Raw genomic sequence first — 7,391 nt, forward strand, 5'->3', positions numbered from 1 at the left:
TGTATTGTGAAAGGGTGCATCGTGCGGTAGTCGGGCGAGTAGTACTTCTCATTTTCATCCCTGATAAACAATCATTTGGGTCAATTATCAAATTTCGGAACACGCTGTCAATGCGTAAGTCCTAAACTCTATCAAAAATTAAAAAAAGCACTATTTGGCAAAAACAGGAATGGCCCTTTGCCTGCGTTCCTGGAACAGAGTTTTAGAAACAAAGTCATAGAACCAGACTACCTCAATCGCGAAAAGGTACTGACCAGGCCCACTCTCGATATGTTGTTAGAACAAGCAGGTCAGAGTGAGCTAATAGGAAATCCAGCTGTTTATAAACAGATGGACACATTGGTCGTTGAATGTTTATCCAATATGCAGCATCAGAGAAGGCTGGCAGGATCCGCAAATACTCAATAAATAGCTATGCGCTGCTTTTTATTGAGATACCGCTACAGACCTTCTAGGATATCGGGCAGTCCCACCACTTTTTCACAACAAATGGTCTCCAGTGGGTAAGCTGAATAAACTTCTATCGATTGTCGCGCTTTTGCTTTCAACACTTGTGTCTGTTTGTCAGGCCCAGTCTTCTTTGACTTATGAAGTCAAAGGTCTGGAAGACGGTCAGAAGCGAAATGCCGAACTCTTTCTGCAATCCTTACCCGCTATCGAGCCCGATCAGTTAACTCGTTATCAAAGCAGCATTCTTGAGGCGGTACAAAAGTCCCTTCAAGCTCTGGGTTACTACCACCCTGTCATTACTATGGAGCGGGATGACAAGGATAGAGAACAGCTCAACATTGAAGTCGACCCGGGCCAACCAGTTCTGATCCGGGACATCAAAGTCGAGCTGAAAGGAGACGCTCGAAAGAATCGATCTTTTAAAAGAATCGTCAAACGATCCCCTCTCAAAAAAGGCTCTGTGTTCAACAGTGGTGAGTATGAAGACCTAAAGTCTTCCCTGAACACTCAGGCTCAGTCTCTGGGTTTTTTTGACGCAAAAATGCAGACTCACACCGTCAAGATCTACCCGGAAGATTACGCCGCTGACGTTGAACTGGTTTTTGACTCAGGCACGCGCTACCGCTTTGGAGACATTGTTTATGGCGAAATTCCGGAGAACACCAAACGCCTGATTGAGGAAATGCTGACCTTTAAGCCAGGTTCAAAATACCGATCGGTTCGGTTAGGCAACCTGAACAAAGACCTGGCTTCCACAGGGTATTTTCAGCAAATTGATATTCGACCTATGAGAAATCGCACGGAGAACTATCATGTGCCGATTTTTATCAATGTAACACCCAACAAGAATCATGAGATCGAAACCGGTGTCGGCTATTCCACAGATGAAGGTCCCAGGTTATCACTCACCTGGGATATTCCCCTGATCAACGATAAGGGACATAGCCTGACCAACGAGGCCTTACTGTCAGCCCCCAGAACCGAACTGACTTCCAGTTATAAAATCCCGTACGGAAACCCTTTGACCGAATTCTATGATCTCCAGGCTGGCTATCAGTACAAAGAGCAGGAAGATACCAAGAGTAACCTGGGCTCAACGTCTTTCCATAAATGGAATAAAAACCCACAGGGCTGGGACAGAGACCTGTTTTTCAGAATTCAGTACGAAAATTATAAGCAAGGTTTGCAGGATGGCGATAGCTTTCTGGTTATTCCCGGCATTTCCATGACCCGGCGCCATGCCAAGGGTGGCAAGCTGAACCCCAGAAGTGGCTATTTGATCATGTCCAAAGCAGAGTTATCCGACAAGTTCTGGGGCTCTGATCAGAACTTTGTGAAACTTTGGGGCCGCACCAAAGGTTTAACGACTCTGGCAGAAAAGCACCGATTTATCGGTAGAGTTGAGCAAGGTGCCATCTGGATAAACGACGTTAGTACAGTTCCGCCTTCTATTCGTTTCTTCACCGGGGGTGACCAGACGGTCAGAGGCTACAACTATGAAAGTATTGCCCCCAAAGACGCTAACGGAAAGTTGATTGGCGCCCAATATATGACGGCGCTCAGTGTGGAATACAATTACCAGTTTCTGGATCACTGGCGCGCCGCTGTTTTTGTGGACTCGGGAACAGCCACTAATGACTACAAGGACGACTGGAAAACCGGAGCCGGTTTCGGTATTCGATGGGTCACGCCTCTTGGGGCCCTGAGAGTAGACCTGGCCTTCGCCGTCAGTGAACCGGGTACCCCCTATAAGCTGCACTTTTCCATGGGGCCAGAGATATGAAGACAACATTACAAGTCTCTCTGGTCACCCTGTCTCTGGTCCTTTGTCTGGTGTTGTTTCTACTGCTCACTCATACCGGCAACCTCTGGCTATGGAATCTGGCTCGTTCTCAGTTACCCGAACTTCAGGGTGAACTGGTTAAAGGCTCAATCCCTCATGGTTTGATCTTCGAAAATCCAGGCTGGGTTGATCAGGATATGGCATTCACGGCCAATTGGCTGACGCTCCAGTGGCAGCCCCGAAAATTGTTTGAAGGCAAACTGGTCATTGATGAACTGGTGCTGGAAAACCTGATCATTAAACTACCAGCGTCAGATACAGAACAGGCTCCTTCCAATGACAAGATTGAACTACCAGAGATTGTGCTGCCTCTGCCCATCACCTTAAAGAAACTGACTCTGGACAAAGGCACTTATGAGCAGGGTGAGATTAAAGAAGAAATCACCCACCTTTTGCTGTCAGCAGAGGCGCAAAAATCCCTTATCACCATCCATGAATTCAAAGCTGAGCATGCGCTGGGTCAAGCCAACCTGGATGGAGCCATCACATTGAGCGGCAGCTATCCACTGTCAGCAGAAGCCGCCTTTCAAATTGCCCCCATGAACAGAGAGCTTCAGCCTGAAACTCTTAATATTGCCATTCAGGGTGCTTTGGAGAACTACCATCTAAATGCCAGAGCTACGGCTGCTTCAAACTTTTTATCCACGCCTGAAGCTCAGAAAAAGCCTGCTGCCCAACAAAAGACTCAGATTCATGCTTCTCTCAAGGCTCAGGGAGGCCTTGAACACATTGCTATTGAACGTCTCAACCTCTCAACGCCCGAAGGCAATGCGGATGTTTCAGGCCGACTCGACTGGACAAAAGGGATTGCCTGGAAGGGAAAGATTAATCTCAATAGTCTGAATACTGCCAACCTTTTACCTGAGTACCCGGGAACGCTCGACGGAATACTGGAAAGCCGCTTCAATCTGGAAGGTCAGATCTGGCACCTGGTGGTTTCCGAAATGAATATCACCGGAGACCTCAGGGACAAGCCTGTTTCGCTCTCTGGCACCTTAGACGTCAACAGTCTTTTTAAATGGAAAGTGGATCATTTCATTGCTGAAGTGGGCGAGAACAAGTTGAGCGCTCGCGGTCACCTTGATGAGCAGTGGAACATAAATGCTGAGCTTAACGCATCGAAACTGGCAGAGTTGTATCCTGGCTTGAAGGGTAAAGTGATAAGCTCAATCAATATATCCGGCAACAAACAGCAACCCAGATTGGACTTTCAACTGTCCAGTCCATCCATTCAATATCTGGACACTGCCATTCAGGGTCTCTCTGCAAAAGGCAATATAGAGAAAAAAGAACAGCTTCTTGGTCAAACTCGCATCAGCATTGAGACATTGAATCAGGGCTCCCAAAAACTCAACCAGATACTTCTGGAAGCCAGCGGTAATGAAAAGCAGCACCAGGCTCGAGTCACCACTCAGGGCAAAGAGCTTCAGAGCCTCATCTCGGTAAAGGGCAGCTACCACAATGAACAGTGGCAGGGTCAATTGATTCGCAGCGATCTGAATACCCGATTCGGAAACTGGTCACTGAAAGAGCCTGTAGATATCACTGCCTCAGCTACCAATGCATCATTCTCTCAGCTTTGCCTGGAATCATCTCCTTCCAGTATCTGTGCCCAATCCAGCCATCTGAGTAAGGCTTCAGGCCAACTCTCCTTCACCATTGAGCAACTGGCTCCTGAACGATTTAAGGCCTTTTTTCCTGCACAGTTTGACTGGCAGGCTTTCCTCTCCTCTGAAGGCGAGGTCAGCTGGAAGAATAATCAACCGGAGCTGGCTCTGAAACTCTCCTCCACTCCCGGAACACTTCAGGCCTATGATCTCACTGGTGACTACAGTCAGCTCGCCGTAACCGCCAGCATCGCCAACAACCAGCTACGAAGCTCTTTAAACTTTCTCTCGGATAAGCTCGGGCATAGCAGTCTTACTGTCGCTGTCGATGACCTTCAGGATCAGAAAAACCTCAGTGGCCAGCTGAATATTGATCAGTTATTGCTGGAAATTTTTGCGCCTTTCTTACCTGAAGTCAGTGACCTGAATGGTACTTTTTCAGCCCAGGGTCGGCTGGAGGGCACTCTGGGCAAACCGCTCTTTTATGGCCGACTGGCCATTGAAAATGGCTATGCCAATACCACCCGGGAAATTGCCAACATCTCGGAGCTCAATACCTATCTGAACGTTCAAGGGGACTCCGGCACTGTAGAGGGCAAGATGCAGGTGGGTCAGGGCTCTCTTAACCTGGGAGGTCAACTGGACTGGAAAGATCTCCAGCAACCTTCCGGAAACATCACACTGAAAGGGCAGGATCTGGATGTTAAATACCCTGGCATCGGTGAAATCAGAGTTTCACCTGATCTAAAACTGGTGCTGTCTGACCAGATTGAATTGACGGGAATTATTAGAATCCCCTGGAGTCGCATTGATATCAATAGCCTTCCGGAAAGTGCCGTTTCTGTTTCAGACGACGTAATCATCATTCAGAAAGGACAGACTTCAGAACTGCATGAACAGGCCAGTAAGCGGTTCTCAATGAAGGTTCGGGTCGCACTGGGAGATGACATCAAGCTGGATGCATACGGCCTTAAAACCAAACTTACGGGACACCTGGATCTTCTGCAATTGCCTGATAAGCCACTGGAAGGGCATGGCACTATTAAGCTGATTGAAGGTCGTTACCGTCAGCTGGGTCAGGATTTACTGATCAAGGAAGGAAAGATCATTTTTCAGGGACCTATTGATTCCCCTTATCTGCTAGTCAATGCCATACGAAATCCGGATACCATTGAAGACAACGTAGAGGTTGGAATACATGTCAGCGGACCTGTAAAAAAACCAGAGTGGACAGTGTATTCCAGCCCGGAGATGCCACAGCAGGAACAGCTCTCCTACCTGCTTCGAGGCAAGGGGCTGGAGGGGGATGACAGCTCAAGTGCCCAGGTCATGCTGGTCGGCATTGGCGTCTCCCAGTTTGGCGGCATTGCGACCTCTATTGGAGAAACCTTTGGCTTCAGCGATGTTTCTCTTGATACCAAAGGCAGCGGAGATGACACCCAGATCACTATTGGCGGCTATATAGCCCCAGGTCTGCGCCTTGAATACGGTGCCGGTGTTTTCAGCTCAGTCAGCGAAGTAAAAGTCCGATACGAACTGATGCCCAGACTCTATCTACAGGTCGTCAGTGGTCTGGCTCAGGCTGTGGATATCTTTTACCGTTTTACCATCAAACATGACTAAACAACTGATAACTGGTTTAGCTTTGTGACCTTGAAAAAGTCGATATATACTCCAGCTGCAAACAATAAAAATCGCATAAGGAAGTAGTATGTTGGAAATCAATGAGTATTTTGAAGGGCAGGTAAAGTCCATCGCCTTCAAGGGTGAGCAGCTCCCTAGCAGCGTAGGTGTTATGGCACCGGGCGAATATGAGTTTGGCACAAGCCAGAAAGAGACCATGACTGTTATCAGTGGAGCCCTGACCGTCAAGTTGCCTGACAGTGATATCTGGAAAACCTTCCGAGCCAGCGAACACTTTATTGTTGAAGCCAACAAGACTTTTCAATTAAAAGTAGCCAGCGACACCGCTTACCTTTGCACTTATGAGTAAGTCCCGAGCTATCAGGCTTTAATCCTTTGATTAAAGCCTGAACCATTTGGCCACTGATCATCAGGAACCCAACCCACCCATCATCAGGTATTTGATTTCCACGTAGTCATCTATTCCATACTTTGAACCTTCCCTTCCGGTACCCGACTCCTTGATACCACCAAAAGGCGCTACAGCTGTAGAAATAATACCTTCGTTGATGCCTACCATACCGTATTCAAGCTTTTCACTGACTCTCCAGACTCTGCCAATATCCCGGGTGTAAACATAGGCAGCCAGACCTGACTCCGTATCATTAGCCATCATGATGGCTTCATCTTCAGTGCCAAAACGAAAAACGGGGGCCAGTGGTCCAAAGGTTTCATCATCCGCCACTTGCATGTCGGAAGTCACATCACAGACAACAGTGGGCTTGTAAAAGTTTTGGCCTTCAGAATGAGGCCCACCACCGGTTGTGATCTTCGCACCTTTACTCAATGCATCAGCAACATGTTCTGCCACCTTGCTAACCGCTGCAGCGTTAATCAACGGCCCCTGATCTACGCCACTATCCAGACCATTTCCAACCTGCAATTGATTGACAGCCGCCGTCAGCTTTTCAACAAACAGATCATAAACCTCATCATGCGCCAGGAAACGGTTGGTACAGACACAGGTTTGCCCGGCATTGCGGAACTTGGACGCCATGGCCCCTTCAACCGCTGCATCCAGATCAGTATCAGGAAAAACAATGAACGGTGCGTTGCCACCCAGCTCCATAGAGACTTTTTTCACAGTACCAGCGCTCTGTTGCATGAGCAGCTTTCCTATGTGAGTAGAACCTGTAAAGCTCAACTTTCGAACAAGGTTGCTGTCAGTGAGCACTTTACCAATGGCTGAAGATTTCCCGGTAATGACGTTGAAAACACCGGCTGGCACACCGGCTTTTTCAGCCAGAGCCGCTAAAGCCAATGCTGAAAAGGGTGTTTCCAGTGCCGGTTTGACAATAAACGAGCATCCTGCAGCCAGGGCTGGCGCGCATTTACGAGTAATCATGGCCGCTGGGAAGTTCCAGGGGGTGATTGCAGCAACAACCCCTACAGGTTGTTTTATAACCATCAGGCGGGCGTCGGACTTGTGTGTTGGAATCACATCGCCGTATATCCGTTTACCTTCCTCGGCAAACCATTCCAGAAAACTGGCGGCATACTGAATCTCCCCTTTGGCTTCAGACAGAGGCTTTCCCTGCTCCAACGTCAGAATTTCAGCCAGCTCATCAGTATGAGTCATCATCAGCTCATACCAACGCCTGAGAACAGCACTCCGCTCTTGAGCTGTTTTTCCAGCCCACTCATGCCGGGCCTCTTCTGCCGCCTCAATGGCCTTTTGAGTAGCTAGGAGCCTGTCGGACTTATGCTTTCGAGCATAAATTTCAGTAGAACGAGTCGAATTATTCGATGGATTCGTGAGAATAGTTGACCTATTTAATCGAATTCATCGAATAATTGGGCCGTTCTTT

The 7,391-nt window shown here is 48.2% G+C and carries 4 protein-coding genes; 3 read left to right on the forward strand and 1 reads right to left on the reverse strand.

What is annotated here, in order from left to right; all coding sequences use genetic code 11:
* Positions 1-499 precede the first annotated feature (499 nt).
* From tamA to ACR2PX_RS06100, 3 genes are all read left to right on the forward strand, one after another.
* Positions 500-2,233 (forward strand): autotransporter assembly complex protein TamA, encoded by a 1,734-nt coding sequence (gene tamA / locus ACR2PX_RS06090; RefSeq protein ID WP_433998470.1) that lies wholly within the window; start codon positions 500-502, stop codon positions 2,231-2,233.
* A complete protein-coding gene (tamB, locus tag ACR2PX_RS06095; protein ID WP_433998471.1) occupies positions 2,230-5,523 on the forward strand; it encodes an autotransporter assembly complex protein TamB in 3,294 nt (1,097 codons plus the stop codon). The genes tamA and tamB overlap by 4 nt, the downstream gene beginning before the upstream one ends.
* 88 nt (positions 5,524-5,611) lie before the next feature.
* Entirely contained in the window at positions 5,612-5,893 is a 282-nt protein-coding gene (locus ACR2PX_RS06100; RefSeq protein WP_433998472.1) for a pyrimidine/purine nucleoside phosphorylase, read from the forward strand.
* A 60-nt stretch (positions 5,894-5,953) separates the two neighbouring features.
* Here ACR2PX_RS06100 and ACR2PX_RS06105 read toward each other — a convergent pair whose 3' ends face one another.
* Entirely contained in the window at positions 5,954-7,366 is a 1,413-nt protein-coding gene (locus ACR2PX_RS06105; protein WP_433998473.1) for an NAD-dependent succinate-semialdehyde dehydrogenase, read from the reverse strand.
* Positions 7,367-7,391: the final 25 nt, after the last annotated feature.

The sequence above is a fragment of the Endozoicomonas sp. genome, from assembly GCF_051008435.1.
In the GTDB taxonomy this organism is placed as follows: Bacteria; Pseudomonadota; Gammaproteobacteria; order Pseudomonadales; family Endozoicomonadaceae; genus Endozoicomonas_A.